General features: G+C 65.7%; 15 protein-coding genes. 4 read left to right on the top strand and 11 right to left on the bottom strand.

Annotated elements, in window-relative coordinates:
- Positions 1 to 9: 9 nt before the first annotated feature.
- The 6 genes from NQJ30_RS04340 to NQJ30_RS04315 all read right to left on the bottom strand — a co-directional run bounded on the left by NQJ30_RS04340 (position 10) and on the right by NQJ30_RS04315 (position 9,651).
- Complete coding sequence (locus NQJ30_RS04340) at positions 10 to 570, bottom strand: hypothetical protein (protein WP_255768518.1); 561 nt, start codon at positions 568 to 570, stop codon at positions 10 to 12.
- Positions 567 to 1,184 carry a DUF402 domain-containing protein gene (locus NQJ30_RS04335; protein WP_255768517.1) on the bottom strand — a complete coding sequence of 206 codons (618 nt, stop codon included), beginning with the start codon at positions 1,182 to 1,184 and terminating at the stop codon, positions 567 to 569. Before NQJ30_RS04335 ends, NQJ30_RS04340 begins: the two co-directional genes overlap by 4 nt.
- A complete protein-coding gene (dxs, locus tag NQJ30_RS04330; RefSeq protein WP_255768516.1) occupies positions 1,181 to 3,154 on the bottom strand; it encodes a 1-deoxy-D-xylulose-5-phosphate synthase in 1,974 nt (657 codons plus the stop codon). Before dxs ends, NQJ30_RS04335 begins: the two co-directional genes overlap by 4 nt.
- Positions 3,155 to 3,283: 129 nt before the next feature.
- On the bottom strand, positions 3,284 to 6,094 hold the full coding sequence (acnA, locus tag NQJ30_RS04325) for an aconitate hydratase AcnA (protein ID WP_255768514.1): 2,811 nt from the start codon (positions 6,092 to 6,094) through the stop codon (positions 3,284 to 3,286).
- 153 nt (positions 6,095 to 6,247) lie between these two features.
- A complete protein-coding gene (locus tag NQJ30_RS04320; RefSeq protein WP_255768512.1) occupies positions 6,248 to 7,678 on the bottom strand; it encodes a class I SAM-dependent RNA methyltransferase in 1,431 nt (476 codons plus the stop codon).
- On the bottom strand, positions 7,675 to 9,651 hold the full coding sequence (locus tag NQJ30_RS04315) for an APC family permease (protein ID WP_255768511.1): 1,977 nt from the start codon (positions 9,649 to 9,651) through the stop codon (positions 7,675 to 7,677). Before NQJ30_RS04315 ends, NQJ30_RS04320 begins: the two co-directional genes overlap by 4 nt.
- A 118-nt stretch (positions 9,652 to 9,769) precedes the next feature.
- Between NQJ30_RS04315 and NQJ30_RS04310 the strand changes: the two genes are divergently transcribed.
- Both NQJ30_RS04310 and NQJ30_RS04305 read left to right on the top strand, forming a co-directional pair.
- Positions 9,770 to 10,441 (top strand): potassium channel family protein, encoded by a 672-nt coding sequence (locus NQJ30_RS04310; RefSeq protein WP_255768509.1) that lies wholly within the window; start codon positions 9,770 to 9,772, stop codon positions 10,439 to 10,441.
- A complete protein-coding gene (locus tag NQJ30_RS04305; protein WP_255768508.1) occupies positions 10,441 to 11,184 on the top strand; it encodes a potassium channel family protein in 744 nt (247 codons plus the stop codon). Before NQJ30_RS04310 ends, NQJ30_RS04305 begins: the two co-directional genes overlap by 1 nt.
- On the opposite strand, the gene NQJ30_RS04300 is transcribed toward NQJ30_RS04305, so the two are convergent.
- The 4 genes from NQJ30_RS04300 to dut form a co-directional block, all read right to left on the bottom strand.
- Complete coding sequence (locus tag NQJ30_RS04300; RefSeq protein WP_255768507.1) at positions 11,151 to 11,960, bottom strand: DUF3159 domain-containing protein; 810 nt, start codon at positions 11,958 to 11,960, stop codon at positions 11,151 to 11,153. The two genes, NQJ30_RS04305 and NQJ30_RS04300, sit on opposite strands and share 34 nt — an antisense overlap.
- Positions 11,960 to 12,322 (bottom strand): hypothetical protein, encoded by a 363-nt coding sequence (locus tag NQJ30_RS04295; protein ID WP_255768506.1) that lies wholly within the window; start codon positions 12,320 to 12,322, stop codon positions 11,960 to 11,962. The genes NQJ30_RS04300 and NQJ30_RS04295 overlap by 1 nt, the downstream gene beginning before the upstream one ends.
- The gene (locus NQJ30_RS04290) at positions 12,315 to 13,037 is read right to left on the bottom strand and encodes a DUF3710 domain-containing protein (RefSeq protein WP_255768505.1); all 723 of its coding nucleotides are present in this window, start codon (positions 13,035 to 13,037) and stop codon (positions 12,315 to 12,317) included. The genes NQJ30_RS04295 and NQJ30_RS04290 overlap by 8 nt, the downstream gene beginning before the upstream one ends.
- 125 nt (positions 13,038 to 13,162) lie before the next feature.
- Positions 13,163 to 13,678, bottom strand: a complete 516-nt coding sequence (gene dut, locus NQJ30_RS04285) for a dUTP diphosphatase (protein ID WP_255768608.1) — start codon at positions 13,676 to 13,678, stop codon at positions 13,163 to 13,165.
- Between the two features lie 164 nt (positions 13,679 to 13,842).
- Here dut and NQJ30_RS04280 point away from each other — a divergent pair, with 164 nt between their 5' ends.
- On the top strand, positions 13,843 to 14,331 hold the full coding sequence (locus NQJ30_RS04280) for a DUF3093 domain-containing protein (protein ID WP_255768504.1): 489 nt from the start codon (positions 13,843 to 13,845) through the stop codon (positions 14,329 to 14,331).
- Positions 14,332 to 14,562: 231 nt separating this feature from the next.
- Positions 14,563 to 15,933 (top strand): septation protein SepH, encoded by a 1,371-nt coding sequence (gene sepH, locus NQJ30_RS04275; protein ID WP_255768503.1) that lies wholly within the window; start codon positions 14,563 to 14,565, stop codon positions 15,931 to 15,933.
- A gap of 3 nt (positions 15,934 to 15,936) precedes the next feature.
- Here the strand turns inward: sepH and NQJ30_RS04270 are convergent, their stop codons facing one another.
- On the bottom strand, positions 15,937 to 17,169 hold the full coding sequence (locus NQJ30_RS04270; protein ID WP_374113215.1) for an alkaline phosphatase family protein: 1,233 nt from the start codon (positions 17,167 to 17,169) through the stop codon (positions 15,937 to 15,939).

Here is a 17,169-nt window from a genome sequence, read left to right as displayed (position 1 = left end):
GTTTTTCCCCTAGAGACTAAAGCTGTTGGCGGGCTTCGCGGAGTGCTTGAGTTTGAAGTTTGCCGGTTCGCTGAACGCAGCGGCGCCGATGCTCAGCTTGGTGAAGTCCAGGTCCTCGCCGCGGCTGCAGACCTTGATGGCGTTGACGGCCTTGTTGACGTCCGGGCACAGGCAAAAGATGTTCAGCTTGTACTCGCTGAATTCGCAGCGTTCAACAGTTCCCAGACCGCGCCAGGCCAGGTGGCTGATGAGCGCGTTCTTGGCTTTTTCCTCAAGGTAGCGGTCCCGGTCGGTGCCTTCCTTGGTTTTGAGGGCGAACTGGGCAACCACCCAGAACTGCTCGTCGTCGGGGATTTCGGCGTAGCCGTCCTCCGCGCACTGTACCGCGAAGGCATCCATCAGGCCTTCCGCGGCTGCGGCGTCGGCAACGTCGGTTTCCTCGGTTGTGCTCTGGTGGCCCACCACGCCGTAGTTCATTACAAACTGGCTGTAGTCCTCGTCGAACCAGCCTTCACGGAAGTGGAGCACTCCCTCGTCGTCCCGTTTGTAGACCCTGATGATGCCGCTCATGACCGACCCTTCGTAAACCATTCAACGTCTGAACCGTCGAACGGTGCCTGTTGCGCCTTGACGGCCTGATAAAGCTCTTCCGTGGCCACCTGGATGTCGTGCACCAGGAGTTCCGGATAGTTCATGGTGGCTGCATGCTCTGCAAACTCGTCCTGGTCATCGATAAAGACGCCGCGTCCGTCCATCCGGATGACGTCCAGATCCATGTCGATCACATGGAACTCGGTGACGGCCGGCCGGATTTCAGTCCACTCGTGGGCCACCGCGAGATCAATGTAGATCCGGACCCCGTTCGGGTGGGCGGAATCGTAAAAGGTGGCAACCCAGTCCCCGGACCGGGGCACCAGCAGCACCGCGTCTGAGCGGGTGTAGAACGCGGCGCCGGGCCGCGAGCAGAACTCATTGGTTCCCTGGAAGATCCACCAGCCGTGCCGGTCCTCCCCCAGATACTTGCCCGGCACCACCCAGTGGGCCTTCCCGTTCCACTTCCGGTTCCTCGCCACCACCAGCTGGCCTGGCTGGAGTCCTGCCGGAATCCTCGTGGTGCTGGTGTGCGTGGCCGGCCCGTATTCCCCTGCGGCGCCAGGATACTTCAGGGCGTCTTCGTCCCTCACAGGATCGGGAGGCTGCCGGTGGTGGGGTGCTCCTGGCCCGGCAGCGGGCGGGCAAACGGAACCTTTGTTCCCAAAACCTGAGCGACGACGTCGTGCGTTATTTGCTGTGCCGTCAGGCCGACGCGTTCCATGACCTGGCTCCTGGTGCCGTGGTCCAGGAACTCCGCGGGAAGGCCCACCTCATTCAGAGCGGTGTCCACTCCGGCGGCGCGCATTTCCTGCCGGATCCGTGATCCCACTCCGCCGGCGCGGACGCCGTCCTCGATGCAGATGACCAGCCGGTGATGCGAGGCGAGTGCGATGATGGAGCGCCGCACGGGCAGCACCCAGCGCGGGTCCACCACCGTGGTGCTGATGCCCTGGGCACCGAGCCGGTTGGAGACGTCCAGGGCCAGTTCGGACATGGCGCCGACGCTGACGATCAGGACGTCGTTCTCCGATGAGCCTGCGGGGCGGCGGGCCAACACGTCCACACCGTCGCTGAGGCGCTCGATGGCTTCCACTTCGGCCCCTACCGTGCCTTTGGAGAAGCGCACCACAGTGGGCGCGTCATCGATGGCGACGGCTTCTCGAAGCTCTTCTCGCAGCCTGTTGGCATCGCGGGGCGCGGCAAGGTGCAGCCCCGGCACAATCTGGACCATGGCCATGTCCCACATGCCGTGGTGGCTGGCCCCGTCCGGACCGGTCACGCCGGCGCGGTCCAGCACGATTGTGACGCCGGCTTTGTGCAGGGCGACGTCCATCAGGAGCTGGTCGAAGGCACGGTTGAGGAAGGTGGCGTAGACAGCCACCACCGGATGGAGTCCGCCGAACGCCATGCCGGCGGCGGAGGTCAGTGCGTGCTGCTCGGCAATGCCGACGTCGATCACGCGGTCGGGATGCTTGGCGGCGAATTTGTGGAGCCCGACGGGGATCAGCATCGCACCGGTGATGCCCACGATGTCGGGGCGCTCGTCGGAGATGGCCGCGATTTCATCGGCGAAAACAGAGGTCCAGGACTGTGCGCCGGAGGCTCCCGTGGGCTCACCGGTTTCGGGGTCGATGATGCCTACAGCGTGGAACTGGTCTGCCTCATGGGCGCGGGCGGGTGCATAGCCGTGGCCCTTTTCGGTCATGGCGTGGACAATGACGGGCCCGGCGTAGTTCCTGGCCGTCGACAGGGCATGTTCCATGGCCTGGAGGTTGTGACCGTCAACGGGACCGATGTACTTCATGCCGAGGTCTTCGAACATCCCCTGCGGCGCCCACCAGTCCTTGACGCCCTTTTTCATGGCGTGCAGGCTCTTGTAGGTGAACTGGCCCACCGGGCCGCCGTTCTGGAGTTTCTTCTTCCACCAGTCCAGGGTGCCCTCGTAGGCGGGTGCAGCGCGGAAGGAATCAATGGTGGGACGAAGCGAGGCGAGATAGTCGGCGAAGCCGCCGACGGTGGGTGCGTATGAGCGGCCGTTGTCGTTCACGACAATCACCACACGGCGCCGTTTGTCCGCCGCGATGTTGTTGATGGCTTCCCAGGCCATTCCGCCGGTGAGCGCACCGTCACCAACGATCGCGACGACGTACCGGTCACCTTCTCCGGTGAGCTGCCGGGCGCGGGAAATGCCGTCCGCCCAGGAAAGGGACGATGAGGCGTGCGAGCTCTCCACGATGTCGTGTTCAGACTCTGCACGGGACGGGTAGCCGGACATGCCGCCCTGCTGGCGCAGGGTGCTGAAATCCTGGCGGCCGGTCAGGAGCTTGTGCACATAGGACTGGTGCCCGGTGTCGAACACGATGCTGTCGCGCGGTGAATCGAAGATGCGGTGTACGGCCAGTGTCAGTTCCACCACACCGAGGTTGGGGCCCAGGTGTCCACCCGTCTGGGAAACATTGGATATGAGGAAGCTCCTGACTTCATCAGCCAGTTCTTCGAGCTGCCCCAGGGACAACCCATGCAGGTCCTGCGGATTCCGGATGGTGTCCAAGATTCCCAAATGACCCCTCCTTCGGGTGGTAGACGTGCCTATTAACTCTAACGCCTTGGGTGAAATGCAAAGCCGAAGCCCCGGCTGGTCGCTGACCGGCCGGGGCTTCGGGAGGATGCTGCGGTGAGCAGAAACCTACTAGTTGGCGGAGATCTGGCGCAGGACGTACTGCAGGATGCCGCCGTTGCGGTAGTAGTCCGCTTCACCCGGGGTATCGATGCGCAGTACCGCGTCGAAGGACTTCGCGGTTCCGTCTTCGGCGGTGGCGGTGACCTTCAGGGTCTTGGGCGTGGTGCCTTCGTTCAGGGCGGTGACGCCCTCAACCGAGAAGGTTTCCGTGCCGGTCAGGCCCAGGGTGGCCGCTGACTCGCCGGCCGGGAACTGCAGGGGCAGGACGCCCATGCCGATCAGGTTGGAGCGGTGGATGCGCTCGTAGCTTTCGGCGATGACGGCCTTGACGCCCAGGAGCGCCGTGCCCTTCGCAGCCCAGTCACGGGAGGATCCGGAACCGTATTCCTTGCCTGCCAGGACCACCAGCGGGGTGCCGGCTGCCTGGTAGTTCTGGGCGGCGTCGTAGACGTATGCCTGCGGGCCGTCGGCCTGGGTGAAGTCGCGGGTGAAGCCACCCTCGACGCCGTCCAGGAGCTGGTTCTTGATGCGGATGTTCGCGAACGTGCCGCGGATCATGACTTCGTGGTTGCCACGGCGTGAACCGTAGGAGTTGAAGTCCTTGCGCTCCACACCGTTGGCCAGCAGGTACTGGCCGGCCGGGGTGTCCGACTTGAAGGAACCCGCCGGTGAGATGTGGTCGGTGGTGACCGAATCGCCCAGCTTCAGCAGCACGCGTGCGCCGGTGATGTCCTGGACGGGCTCCGGCTGCGCCTTCATGCCCTCGAAGTACGGGGGCTTCCGGACGTACGTGGAGTTCGGATCCCAGGCGAACGTGTCACCGGCAGGCGTGTCGAGCGCCTTCCAGCGTGCGTCGCCGTCGAAAACGCCCTCGTAGCCGCGGGCGAACATGTCCTTGTCAATCGAGGAATCGATGACCTGCTGGACCTCAACCGGGTTCGGCCAGATGTCCTTCAGGAAGACGTCGTTGCCGGCTTCGTCCTTGCCCAGGGAATCGGTGTCGAAGTCGAAGTCCATGGAACCGGCCAGGGCGTAGGCGATGACCAGCGGCGGGGAGGCCAGGTAGTTCATCTTTACGTCCGGGTTGATCCGGCCTTCGAAGTTGCGGTTACCGGACAGCACGGCGGTGACGGAAAGGTCGTTGGCCTGGATGGCCTCGGAAATTTCAGCGTCCAGCGGGCCGGAGTTGCCGATACAGGTGGCGCAGCCGTAGCCCACGATGTAGAAGCCAAGCTTCTCCAGGTACGGGGTCAGTCCGGACTTCTCGTAGTAGTCGGTGACTACCTTGGAGCCGGGAGCCACGGAGGTCTTGACCCACGGCTTGGCGACGAGGCCCTTTTCGACGGCGTTGCGGGCCAGCAACGCGGCTGCCAGCATCACGGACGGGTTGGACGTGTTGGTGCAGGACGTGATGGAGGCGATGGACACCGCTCCGTGGTCCAGCTCGAACTCGCGGCCGTCTTCGGTCTTGATGTGCACCGGGCTGCTCGGACGCCCGTTGGCGCCGTTCGCTGCGGACACAACACGGCTGGTCTCGGTGGTGTGCGAGTCAGCGTGCGTGAAGGACGGCGCATCCGAGGCCGGGAACGATTCGTCGAGGGACTCGTCCACGCTGCCGTCTTCGATGGCGACGTAGTTGTGGATGTCCTTGCGGAACTGCTCCTTGGCATCCGTGAGCTCGATGCGGTCCTGGGGACGCTTCGGGCCGGAGATGGAGGGAACAACCGTGGACAGGTCCAGCTCGAGGTACTCGGAGAACTTGATCTCCTTGGAAGGATCGTGCCAGAGGCCCTGCTCCTTGGCGTAGGACTCCACGAGGGCGACGTTCTCCTCGGACCGGCCGGTGAGGCGCAGGTAGTCCAATGTGACGTCGTCGATCGGGAACATTGCGGCCGTGGAACCGAATTCCGGGCTCATGTTGCCGATGGTGGCGCGGTTGGCCAGCGGCACGGCCGCGACGCCTTCGCCATAGAATTCCACGAATTTGCCCACCACACCGTGCTTGCGGAGCTGCTCGGTGATGGTCAGCACAACGTCCGTGGCGGTGGCGCCGGCGGGGATGGACCCGGTCAGCTTGAAGCCCACAACGCGCGGGATGAGCATCGAGACGGGCTGTCCCAGCATGGCCGCTTCGGCTTCGATACCGCCAACGCCCCAGCCCAGGACACCCAAGCCGTTGACCATGGTGGTGTGCGAGTCGGTGCCAACGCAGGTGTCGGGGTACGCCCGGACCACGCCGTCAACTTCGCGGGTCATGACCGTGCGCGCCAGGTACTCGATGTTGACCTGGTGCACGATGCCGGTTCCCGGCGGCACAACCTTGAAGTCGTCGAACGCCGTCTGGCCCCAGCGAAGGAACTGGTAACGCTCGCCGTTGCGCTGGTATTCGATCTCCATGTTGCGCTCCAGTGCGCCGGAGTTGCCGAAAGCGTCGATCTGGACGGAGTGGTCAATGACCATTTCCGCAGGAGCCAACGGGTTGACCCGCTTGGGGTCGCCGCCGAGTTCCTTGACCGCTTCACGCATGGTCGCCAGGTCCACCACGCAGGGGACGCCGGTGAAGTCCTGCATGATCACGCGGGCAGGCGTGAACTGGATTTCTGTGTCGGGCTGGGCGTTCGGGTCCCAGCCGGCCAAGGCACGCACGTGATCGGCAGTGATGTTCGCGCCGTCCTCGGTCCTCAACAGGTTCTCAAGCAATACCTTGAGGCTGAACGGAAGGTTTTCTGCACCTTCAACGGAGTTCAACCGGAAAATTTCGTATTCGGTTCCGGCTACATTAAGTTTGCCTTTTGAACCGAAGCTGTCCACTGTGCTCATCGCAGGACTCCTCTCGCAACAGTTTCATCTTTGTCGCGCGGTAGACCGCTTGCTAGTTAGGCAGGCCTAAGTAGTGCTGGCCACAAAATTGCAGAGGTCAGCGGTGAATACTCACCCGTGAATACGGCGCGACGTGGGATTACTACCGTCATCCTAGTATCTTCCCCGGGCCGGCGTCAGCAACGCCACCGTCTCCAGGTGGTGGGTGTGCGGATACAGATCAAACGCACGCAGTCCGGCCAGCGACCACCCCGCCTGCTGGAAGTACCCCACGTCACGGGCAAACGACGCCGGATCACACGAAACGTAGGCAACGGCACGCGGTCCGGCGGCAACCAGTTGGCTGACCACGGCCTTGCCCGCGCCCGCGCGGGGTGGATCCAGCACCAGGGCATCAAAATTCCGCGGTTTCTGGCGGAGGATGCGCTCCACGCGGCCCTGCACGATTTCCACCTGCGGGGCCCCATGGAGGTTCTTGCGGGCGTCCCGGCTGGTTCCCGGGGAGCCTTCCACTGAAAGGACGGCGCCCGTCTGGCCTACCGCATCCGCCAGCGGCGCCGTGAACAGCCCGGCTCCGGCGTAGAGGTCCGCCACCACTGAACCCGGCTGGAGGAAGCCGCCCGCGTGGAGGAATTCTGTGACAGCACCCACAAGGGTCCCGGGCGCGTCGCGGTGGATCTGCCAGAAGCCCGCACCGGTCACCCGGTACTCGTGGCCGGCGGCTGACTCCTGCACCCAGGTCCGGCCACGCAACTGGCTGACTTCCTCGGTGAGGGGATCGAAGGAGGCCACGGAAACGTCGTCCGGGAGCTGGGCGGCGACAGCGTTGAGCCGTTTGGGGCTGGTTCCGGGTGCCGGGGCGAGCAGCACCAGAGGGCGTGAACCGTTCGACGGCGCTGCTACTTCAACGCGTTCGATGCCCTGGAAGTCGAGGTCCCACAGCCGCAACCGGTTAATGCCCTCGGAGGCCAGGGGCATCTCCCGGACGGCAATGACCTGGTCCGAACGGTGCGCGTGCATGCCCAGTTTTCCGCCGGCGGTGACCGAGAAGCTGGCCCGGGTCCGCCACCCAAGCCCGGTCCCGGCGTCGTACGTTGCATCCGCCCCGGACGCGGACGCAGGGCCGCCGCCCTCTACTGCCTCCACCAGGTTCACCGTGTCCAGGCCCTGGATTCCGGGCAACGCTTCGACGCCGGCGAGGCGCTTGAGCTGTTCCGCCAGGACCGCCGATTTCAGGCCGCGCTGGTGGGACAGGGAAATGTGGCCGAATTCGGCACCGCCCACGGGCGGGTGCCCATGCTGCCACGACCGGAGGGAATCCGCCGCGTGCCAGAAGTGCTCCACGCGGTCGGGGGAGGCCGCCAGCACTTCCACGACGTCGGCCCGCCAGAATTTGGCCGACTCCCCCGCTTCGGTCACGCGGACACGGACCTTTTCGCCGGGAATCGCGTGCCGGACGAAGATCACCCTGCCTTCGTGGCGGCCCACACAGTGGCCGCCATGGGCCACCGGGCCAATGTCGAGTACCAGCTCGACGGCGGCCTCCTGGGCGGGTGCGGTGGCGGACGTGGGCTGTGGGGTCATTGGATATCCTGCAGGTTCTTGGCTTCTTCGGACGATTTAAGCTGCCACGGAACGCTGGCCACCATGACGCCAGGTTCGAAGTGCAGCCGGGTCTTGATGCGCAGTGCTGTCTGGTTGTGGACCAGCTGCTCCCACCACTTGCCCACCACGTACTCGGGGATGTACACCACCACGAGGTCGCGGGGCGAGTCGCGGCGCATGTTCTTCACATATTCCATGATGGGGGTGATGGTCTCGCGGTACGGGCTCGCCAGGACAGTGAGCGGCACCGGGATCTCCAGCTTTTCCCAGTCGGCCACGGTGTGGGCGGTCTCTTCGGCGTTGATGTCCACGGTGATGGCGTCAAGCCGCGAGGGCCGTGACGCCCGCGCGTAGGCCAGGGCGCGCAGCACGGGCTTGCGCACATGCGAGACCAGCAGGACGGCGTGCACACGGGACGGCAGGGCCCGCGGGGAGGAGTCCTCGTCCACGGCCAGCTCCTTGGCCACATTGTCGTAGTGCGCGCGGATGCTCCACATGATCAGGAACAGGATGAACATAGCCAGCAGTGCGATCCAGGCCCCCTGTTCGAACTTGGTGATCAGCACGATGACCAGCACCAGGGCCGTCATGCCGAAGCCGATGGTGTTGATGGTGCGGGACTTCATCATCCGCCGCCGGACGGCCTTGTCCTTGGCAAGCTTCAGGTGCCTGCCCCAGTGCCTGATCATGCCCAGCTGGCTGAGGGTGAATGAGATGAAGACGCCCACAATGTAGAGCTGGATCAGCTTGGTGACGTCGGCGTTGAACGCCACGATCAGTACCAGTGCGCCGGCGGCCAGGGCAATGACGCCGTTGCTGAAGGCCAGGCGGTCTCCCCTGGTGCGCAACTGGCGGGGAAGGTAGCCGTCCTGGGCGAGGATGGAGCCCAGCACGGGAAAGCCGTTGAACGCCGTGTTCGCGGCGAACACAAGGATAATGCCGGTGGCCGCCACCACGATGTAGAACGGGATGGACCCGGGGCCGAAGATGGTCTGCGCGATCTGGCTGATGGCCGGAGTCTGGATGTAGCCCTCGGGCAGAGGCAGGCCGTTCAGGAGGAATTCGGTGGCCGGGTCAAGCACAATATGGACCCGGGTGGCGTTGGCCAGGTAGATAATGCCTGCCAGCATCGCAGCGCCGATGGAACCGAGCAACAGCAGCGTGGTGGCCGCGTTTTTGCTCTTGGGCACCTTGAAGTTGGGCACCCCGTTGCTGATGGCCTCAACACCGGTCAGGGCGGCGGCGCCCGAGGAGAAGGCCCGCAGGAGCAGGAAGGCGCCGGCCAGTCCCACCAGGCCTTGGTCGAAGCCGGGTGCAGGCACAATCTCAAAGTTCGCCGAGGGCGCCTCGCCCAGCTGGCCGGTGATCGCCTGGAAGGCGCCCACCGCCGTCATGCCAAGGATCGCGGCCATAAAAATGTAGGTGGGAACCGCGAAAACGGTCCCGGCCTCCTTGATCCCGCGGAGGTTGACCAGCGCGAGGAGGACCACTCCGATGGTGGCCAGGAGCGCCTGCTGCCCGTGCAGGGAGGGAATTGCCGTGGTGAGGTAGGCCGCAGCGGACGACATCGAGACCGCCACGGTCAGGACGTAGTCCACGAGGAGGGCGGAGGCCACCGTCAGCCCGGCGTACTTACCGAGGTTTTCGTTGGCGATTTCGTAGTCTCCACCACCGGAAGGGTAGGCATGGACATTCTGGCGGTAGGACGCCACCACCGTCAGCAGGACCACCATGACGGCAAGGCCCACCCACGGCGAAATGGCCACGGCGCTCACCCCGGCGAGGGCAAGGGTCAGGAGGATTTCGTCCGGCGCGTAGGCCACTGAGGACAATGCGTCGGAGGCGAACACCGGCAGTGCTATCCGTTTGGGCAGCAGGGTGTGGGCGAGCCTGTCATTCCTGAAGGGCCTGCCCACCAGCACCCGTTTGACGGCATTCAATATTGTCAGCACTCCACAAAGCTAGTCTTATTCGCGGCGCATGTCATGACGGCGTCGAAGCGGCTGCCGTACCCGGCCTGCCGGTAGAGTTCTTGCAGCAGCAACAGCCGACGGAAGGTAAGGAAACACGGTGGCGCATTTCGTGATCATGGGATGTGGCCGGGTGGGGGCGACCCTGGCGCACACGCTGGAGGACGCCGGCCATTCCGTCGCGATCATCGACCAGGACGACCGGGCGTTCCGCCGGCTCCGCCCGGGCTTCACCGGGCGCAAAGTCACCGGTGTGGGCTTCGACCGGGACACGCTCCAACAGGCCGGAGTGGCCGAGGCCTACGCCTTCGCCGCTGTGTCCAGCGGTGACAACTCCAACATCCTGGCAACCCGGGTGGCGCGCGAGACCTACCACGTCCCCCATGTTGTGGCCAGGATCTACGATCCCGGCCGGGCCGAAATCTACCAGCGGCTCGGCATTCCCACCGTCGCTGCCGTGCGTTGGAGCGCGGACCAGGTGCTGCGCCGCATCTTGCCCGAGCAGCACCTCGCCGGCGATTTCCGCGAGCCCTCGGGGCGGCTGGTGCTCAGCGAAGTGGATCTTGAGACCGGCTGGATCGGCCACCGGATTACCGAGATCGAAAAAGCTGCCAGCATCAGGGTGGCGTACCTCACCAGGTTCGGCGAAGGCATGCTGCCCCAGTCGGGCACCCTCTACCAAGACGGCGACACCGTGCATGCCATGCTGCCGGTGGACCGCAGTTCCCAGGTCGCCCAGATCCTGGCCAAAGCACCTGCCAAGGAGTTGTAGTGAAAGTTGTCATCGTCGGTGCAGGCAGTGTGGGGTCCTCGATCGCCAGGGAACTGCTGGCGCACAAACACGACATCCTGCTGATCGACCTGAAGCCTGAGGTCATCGGCCGCAGCGGTCTGCGCGGCGCGCACTGGCTGGTGGGCGATGCCTGCGAGCTCAGTACCCTGCAGGGGGCAAAAGTGGAGGACGCCGACGTCGTGGTCTCCGCAACGGGGGACGACAAGGTCAACCTGGTGGTCTCACTGCTGGCAAAAACCGAATTCGGCGTGGGCCGTACCGTGGGCCGGGTCAACAACCCCAAAAACGACTGGATGTTCAACGATTCCTGGGGCGTGGACGTGGCCGTCAACACGCCTCAGCTGATGACGGCGCTCGTGGAAGAGGCGGTGGAAATCGGTGACCTGGTCAGGTTACTGACGCTGCAGACCGGGGTTTCCTCCCTGGTGGAGTTCACCGTGCCGCACGATTCCCATGTCATCGGCCTGACAGTTGGCGACATCAGCTGGCCGGAAGACGCCACCCTGGTGGCTATCCTCCGTGACCACGCGCCCATTACACCCAGCCGCGACGACGTGATCGACGGCGGCGACGAGTTGTTCTTTGTCACCACCATCGCCGCCGAAGACGAACTGCGGGCACTGCTGTCCGCGGAAACGGGTGAGGCTGCCGGCCACGACGCACACGAAGGCGTGCAGCCCGCCGGGTATCAGGCGCCGGAGGACGACGGCTTCGACGGCTGAGCGTCGGCGGCGGCCGGTGCTGGCCGGGTGACCAGCCACGCGATCCACACGCCCAGGATGTACAGCGGGGCACCCATGATCAGGCGGGTGGTGGCCAGGGCCGCGAGTCCGTCCGGCCCCATCAGGTACAGCGGGACCTGGACCAGCAGCCGAAGCACCAGGACAGCCACAATGATCCACGTGCCCAGGCGGTAGGCCCTGACCCGGGCTGGGTCCCTCCGCCATTCAACGCCTTCGTTGCGGATGAAACCGAACAGCAGGCCCGCCAAAGGCCACTTGACGGCAATGGAGAGGACCATGCCGAGGATGTAGGCGGCGTTGGTGAAGAAACCGGGAAGGTAGAAGTCCTCAGCCTTGCCTGTGGTGTTGGCGAGCCAGGCCGATATGCCCACGCCCACGACACCGGCGAGGGCCTGGGTCAGCGGGCGCCGCTGGGCGAGGCGGACCACGGTAAAAACTGCGGCGGATGCCAGTGCCGCCACAAGCGACGGTGTGAGGTCCCTGGTGATGGTGAACGCCACGAGGAAAACCAGGCCCGGCACGATGCTCTCGGCGATGCCCTGAATGCCGCCGGCACTCTTGAGGACGTCGATCCGGCCGTCATGGGTGCGGTGCAGCCCCGCTTTGGCCGCATAACCTTCCGCAAGTCCGGCCATCGGGGACTGTTCAGGCCCGGACACTTCGGGATGGTCCGGTTCCGGACTGGGCCGGCCCGGGCCGGAAACAGGTCCGGAAATCGGTCCGGAATGCGGTTCGGGCAGCTGGGACGGGCTCATTAGTGCTCCTGGCTGGAGATGATTTCGTAGCGCGGATTGAACATGGTGGGCAGGCCGTGGCTTTGGGTCAGCATGCCTTCGACGCGCACTTCGGTGCCGGCTTCGATGCCCGGCACCCTGCGCCGGCCCAACCAGACCACGCGGAGGCGCTTTTCGTTTACATGACCGGCGCCCGCCCCGGTACCCGGACGGGCATCGTCGGGATCCGCGACGATCGCCGTGAACGCCGGACTTTCATTGGGCGGCAGGAACGTCACCGATTCGATGTACCCGTGGCACAGGACCCGGCCCTTTTCCGGGAGCCGGCTGACCGGAATCCCGGCCTGCGGCGTCGGGTCCGGGGACCCCTGGGATTCAGCCAATCTGGGTGATTTCCGGGCCGCGCTCCGGCTCCGTGAATTCGGGGGCGTGAGGCGGCGGCGTGGTGCTGGCGTCCTTGGGCAGGCGGAGTTGGAGGAGGTCCCGCGGCGGCATGGGGCTGTCGCCACGGATCACCACGATCCGGCGGAACAGGGCTTCGAGCGGAGCAGCGGCCTCACGCTCCATGGCCGCGTCGCCGCCAAGGACCCCGCGCAGGAACCAACGCGGTCCGTCCACGCCGATGAAGCGGGCCACCCGGTAACCCTGGCTGCCATCCGGGGCGCCGGCAGGCAGCTTGGCCACCAGTTCAGTGCCGAAGGCGCCCTCGACTTCCTCCACCTGACCGCCCTGGCTTCCCACGGACTGGCCGATCTGCTCACGGATTTCGTCCCACAGACCCTCGGTTTTGGGGGCCGCAAAGGCCTGCAGTTGCAGGCTTGAACCGTTCAGGTCCATGGTCACGGCAACCACACGCTGGGTTGCTTCCTCGACCTCGAGCCGGAGCTGAAGTCCCTCACTCGCAGCAATGAGCAGGGCCCCGAGATCAACGTAGCCGTCACGGCTGTCGATTTCGGACACATCGAAGGGTCCATTGGCCCGCCGGTCCGTATCTTCCGGGGCTGCCGGAAGGGACTCCTCTGATTCCGCCTGCGTGGAGGATTCGTCCAGTTCGGCGTCCTGTGCCTTCTTGGATTTCCTGCCGAGCCCAAAAACCATGGGTTTGTCTCCTTAGTTGTGAAAGCACCCGGCCGGGCGCTTTGCCCCGCTGAAATCATCAACGCTGCAGGGGGCAGCCTTTGCGCCGCCGCGTGTACGTTGTGGTTGCATGCTGGTGGCGGCGGTCAGGCGTTTTGCGGGGTGAATCCGCCGGTGGAACCGAACCCGCCGGCGCCCCGAACGGATTCGCTCAATTCGTTGACAGGGACAAATTGCGCGTATTCCACCCGCTGGATGACCATTTGTGCAATTCTATCGCCGCGCCGGAGTTCGATGGCCTCCCGCGCGTCGGTGTTCAGCAGCGTCACGGAAATTTCCCCGCGGTAGCCGGCATCCACTGTGCCCGGCGCGTTGACGATGGTCAGTCCGTGCTTCGTGGCGAGGCCGGACCGGGGGTGGATCAGCGCGACAAAGCCGTCCGGAAGTGCGATGGCGACGCCCGTGGGCACCAGTTTCCGCTCGCCTGGCTGCAACACCACGTCCTCCCTTGCCCTGAGGTCCGCGCCGGCATCACCGGGGTGCGCGTACGACGGCGCTGCCAGGCCGGCGTCGAGCATTTTCAGCTGCACCTGGAGCGTGGGGGCAGCGTGCAGGGCAGGTGCGGCGTGGGGGGCGGCCGGTTCCGGCGCAGAGCCGGACAGACCAGAGCCGGAGGCACCGGGGCCGGGAGCGGTTTCAACAGTGGCGAGTTCGTCAGTCACAGTCACTCACTCTAACGCGCAGCCACCGGTCCCTCCTAGACGCGTGTGCGACCCCGGCGGGCGGCCAAGATGAATTAGCCGCCCAAAGATGGAAAGCTGATGGCATGCCCGAATCCAGTTCAGCCACACCTGTCCCCAATGTCCCGCCCGCCGGTGCCCCGGCGGCTTTCCGGGAGAGGCTGTGGCCCAACGTCTGGATCTGGATCATCGCGGCGGGGATCTCCGCCGCCGGCATCCTGGTTCTCGCTCCCATCAGCATGGGAGCGGGCTACACCGCCGCGGTGGTGATGTTTGCGATCATTGCCATCCTGCTGGTGCTCTCGACTCCCACCATCATGGTCACCGACGAGGCCTTGACCGTGGGCCGGGCCACCATCGATCGCCGGTTCATCGGCTCCGTGGAGACCTTCAGGGGCAAGGACGCGACGGCGCAGCGAGGCACGAAGCTCAACGGCCTCGCCTACCTCTGCATCCGGGGCTGGATTGATCCGGTGGTGCGGATCGAGATCACCGACCCCTCCGACCGGACGCCCTACTGGCTGGCCTCCTCACGGCGGCCCGAGGAACTCGCCGCCGCGCTCTCCGGGAAGTAACGCCCCCGGAACGTCAGGTCCGCCGGAAGCCGGGAATTTCCGGACCCGGGAAGGAAGACCTGCGAAAAACGCATCGGCGCCGGGAATCCTGGCGCCCGCGGCAAGCGCGTTTTCGTCCGCCTCCCCCGCTGCAGTCCCGGAATATCGCGGCGCGCCCTTGCTCCTAACCGAAAACAGGGCGCGTCAGTGGCAGAGTTTCGATTGATAGTAATGCCAGGGTGGAGGATTTGCATGCAGGATCTACGGCTTGTAGGCGTACACGACGACGGGGAGCATCTCCTGTTGAGCGGTGCCGGCGGCGAGATGTTCCGGCTGCCGATTGATGAAGCACTGCGGGCGGCCAGCCGGTCTTCGGCGAAAACGGCGAATGCCGTTGCGTCCGTTGCCATGTCGCCGCGGGATATTCAGGCCCGGATCCGCAGCGGTGCCACCGCAGCGGAAGTGGCCGAGCTCTCCGGGCTGCCCCTTGCCAAGGTGGAGCGGTACGAGGGCCCGGTCCTTGCTGAGCGGGAATACGTGGCCCAGCAGGCGCGCAAGGTGGAAGTGGCCTCACCTTCCCCCGGGCACGACACCTACCGCTCAATTTTCGGGGACAACCCCGCCACCCTCGATGACATGGTCAGGCACCGGCTTTCTGCCCACGGCGTTGAGCCGTCCTCCGTTGAGTGGGATTCCTGGCGGCGCCAGGACGGAAGCTGGACGGTTGCGGCCCGGTTCGAACCGCAGCGGGAAGGCCACGCCGGTATCGGTGAGGGGCCGCCGGCGCTGTGGACCTTTAGCCCGGCCCGGAAATCGCTGCAAAACACCAACCGCTGGGCCCAGCAGCTGAGCGAACTCGAACCATTGGACGGCCCCGTCCCCGCACGCCGGCTCACCGCAGTGTCGGACCGGCCGTTCGACTTTGAAACCGACGCTGAGGCCGCTGCCCGCAACGCGACCGGTCCGCAGCCCGTTGTGCCGGCCAAGGAATCCGATGGACTGCTGGATATGCTTCGTTCCCGCCGCGGCCAGCGCCTGGGTGTGGACGAGGACGCCGACGACGCCTTGGCGCTGCTGCTGACCCACGGAGTTCCGGCCGCGCACCCGCGCCCGTCTGAGGTTGTGCCGGAGCAGGCAGATGAGGACCCGGAGCAGGCCGGCGCGGACGACGCACCTGCGGAGGGCACCGAGCCGGAAAGCGAAGCACCGGCGGCGCCCGGGGATCCCCTGGTGCGCAGGCGTGACGGGCGTCCGTCCATGCTCTCGCGCCTCAGCCTCATTCCGCCGCACCGCGACGCCGACGATGAGGATGACATCCTGAAACTGCACGACGGCGTCAGCACGGAGACGCGGGAAATCACCATTGTGGCGTCCCCGCTGCGTCCTGCGGCTCCGGATGCCCCGGCTGAAGGCCAGGGAGACTCCGGTGCGGGGGCCCCGAGTGTGGGATTGGACGAACTCCTGGGCGGCGGCCCCCGTCGGGCAGCCTACGCGGCCGGGAGCGATCAGCCGGCACCGGGCCGGCACCATGAGGCCGATTCGCCGGAGCGTCAGCCGGCCAAGCCGAAACGGTCCACCGTGCCCAGCTGGGACGAGATCGTTTTCGGCACCAAGCGGGAATAAGCCTCAGCGGCGGCGGGGTTTTCCTTCGGCCGCAAAGCACAGGAGCGGAACTTCACGTTCGGCTTTGGTGAGTGACCCGTGCTGGCCCACCACTTCCATGGCCGCAGGCCGCACCCGGCGGGTGTCATAGAGGGCCAAAGCATCCCGCGCGGCAATCATCACGTCCCCCATCCGGGGCGCGACGGCAGGACTCACGGGCCCGAACAGACCGGCTGCGACGGCGTCTTCCCGGCCAAATGCCCAGATCCTGTCGCCAAAGCGGGACCGCCAGGCGGCGAGCAGCCGCTCGCGGGCGCTGGCCTCGGCCGGGTCGTCAAGGTAGAGGTGCACCATCCGCGGTTCTCCGGCTGTATGCCGAACCCCCTCAATCAGCGACAGGTCCGCCGCGTAGTCGATCCGCTGCTGTTCCGGCACGTCCAACATGCCGTGGTCCGCGGTGAGCAGGACGGTGGTCCCGGCCGGCAGGACGGAATTGAGCCGTTTGACGGTTGCGTCCAGCTCTTCGAGCTGGTGTTCCCACTGTTCGGACTGGCAGCCGTAGCGGTGGCCTGCCTTGTCCAGTTCGTTGACGTAGAAGTACATCAGCGAAGGTCCGGCCACTGCCATCGCTTCGGCGGCGGCGGCCGTGCGGGCGTGGGCCGTGACGGCGGAGACGAAATTGCCGCCGCGCAATGCTGCCTGGGTCATCGGTGAATTGCCGAACTGCGGCAGGCTGACGGTGGTGACGGTGACTGAAGCGGCGGCGCGCTCGAACACAGTGGGGTGTGGCTGCCAGGCGAGCGGGTCGACGTTGGCGTCCCAGTTCCCCAGCATGTTGACCACTTTGTCCTGCACGGGGTCCAGGACGTCATATCCCACCATGCCGTGCCGGCCGGGCGGGAGTCCGGTGCCAAAACTGGCCAGGGCTGCTGCCGTGGTTGAGGGGAAGGTGGAGTCTAGCGACACCGGAACTTCTCCCTGCCCGGCCTGCATAACGGAGCGCAGGAAGGGGGTGTGGGCGGACTTTTGCTTCAGCAGGTTCCGGCCCAGCCCGTCCGCCAGGACCACACAGACACGCTGCGCGGGCGGCAGCCCCAGGGTATTGGTGAACCCCTCCACGCCGAGGCTTGCCGCGGCGCTGGTGAGGACCTCGGCAACGGACCGCCTGCCAAAGGCGGGGGCCGGCGGCATGTTCAGTGGCCGGGTGGTCCCTTCGGACAGAGCTCCAGAGGTTGTTGTTTTTGCTTGCTCCGGCAT

This window comes from Pseudarthrobacter sulfonivorans, assembly GCF_024391045.1.
GTDB classification, from domain to species: domain Bacteria; phylum Actinomycetota; class Actinomycetes; order Actinomycetales; family Micrococcaceae; genus Arthrobacter; species Arthrobacter sulfonivorans_B.
Note: the sequence above shows the minus strand (reverse complement) of the source record. Positions and strands in the feature narration are given on the sequence as shown.

Bases quoted from the DNA above. Each gene is read 5' to 3' on its own strand.
- sepH (WP_255768503.1), top strand. From the start codon at position 14,563: ATGCAGGATCTACGGCTTGTAGGCGTACACGACGACGGGGAGCATCTC.
- NQJ30_RS04340 (WP_255768518.1), bottom strand. From the start codon at position 570: ATGAGCGGCATCATCAGGGTCTACAAACGGGACGACGAGGGAGTGCTC.
- NQJ30_RS04320 (WP_255768512.1), bottom strand. From the start codon at position 7,678: ATGACCCCACAGCCCACGTCCGCCACCGCACCCGCCCAGGAGGCCGCC.
- NQJ30_RS04270 (WP_374113215.1), bottom strand. From the start codon at position 17,169: ATGCCGGAGCAAGCAAAAACAACAACCTCTGGAGCTCTGTCCGAAGGG.
- NQJ30_RS04280 (WP_255768504.1), top strand. From the start codon at position 13,843: ATGCCCGAATCCAGTTCAGCCACACCTGTCCCCAATGTCCCGCCCGCC.
- NQJ30_RS04290 (WP_255768505.1), bottom strand. From the start codon at position 13,037: ATGGTTTTTGGGCTCGGCAGGAAATCCAAGAAGGCACAGGACGCCGAA.
- acnA (WP_255768514.1), bottom strand. From the start codon at position 6,094: ATGAGCACAGTGGACAGCTTCGGTTCAAAAGGCAAACTTAATGTAGCC.
- NQJ30_RS04300 (WP_255768507.1), bottom strand. From the start codon at position 11,960: ATGAGCCCGTCCCAGCTGCCCGAACCGCATTCCGGACCGATTTCCGGA.